Source organism: Streptococcus oralis ATCC 49296 (genome assembly GCF_000185265.1).
GTDB lineage: Bacteria > Bacillota > Bacilli > Lactobacillales > Streptococcaceae > Streptococcus > Streptococcus oralis_BC.
The window spans coordinates 1-607 of sequence record NZ_GL622187.1 but is presented as its reverse complement, the minus strand read 5'-3'; the positions used below and the strand labels follow the sequence as shown (position 1 = coordinate 607).

Annotated in this window: 1 protein-coding gene; it reads right to left on the bottom strand. The window is 30.8% G+C overall.

The features are described from left to right. Positions 1–385 precede the first annotated feature (385 nt). The coding region (locus tag HMPREF8578_RS12250; protein WP_000474355.1) for a DUF4176 domain-containing protein at positions 386–607 on the bottom strand (222 nt) is incomplete at its 5' end.

Here is a 607-nt window from a genome sequence, read left to right as displayed (position 1 = left end):
CAGCGAGGGATAGGATATTTTTTTGTAAATAGCAGATCAGATAAACAAGCGATAATATAGAATTTTCAAGGTACTAGAAAGAAAATGTTCTTGTTCTATTATACCACAATATCAAAATAGCCCACTTCCCACAGGAACAAAGCTATATTTTTACACTATAAATTTGGATTAATATTTACTTTCAAGTTCAGGTTAGCCACTAAATAGAGAGTTGAGAGTATAAAAAAGAGAGAACGAATCCCGTCCTCTCTCAATGTTCACTTTTCATCAACACACTACAGTTGATAAAGAGTCAAACAACAAATAGTTTTACAATTTTAATATAGATCCCCTACGAATGAAAGTTAGTAAGTTTATTGTTTTGGAAATAAATCTATAAATTAAATTATACCTTCAATTTTGGATATTTAATACTGTCCTTTTGATTCTTGAATAATTCTTGTAACTCGTCCTCTTTTTTCGAATGATATCCTTCGAATACCACCTTTTCAATATTCTCTTGGTTAAAATATAAAAGTTCTTCATTTGCTGCCCCTGTTGGATATAGGCATGCTACATAATCAAAATAGCCAATTGTACCCTCTTGATTGTACAATGGAAATCTACC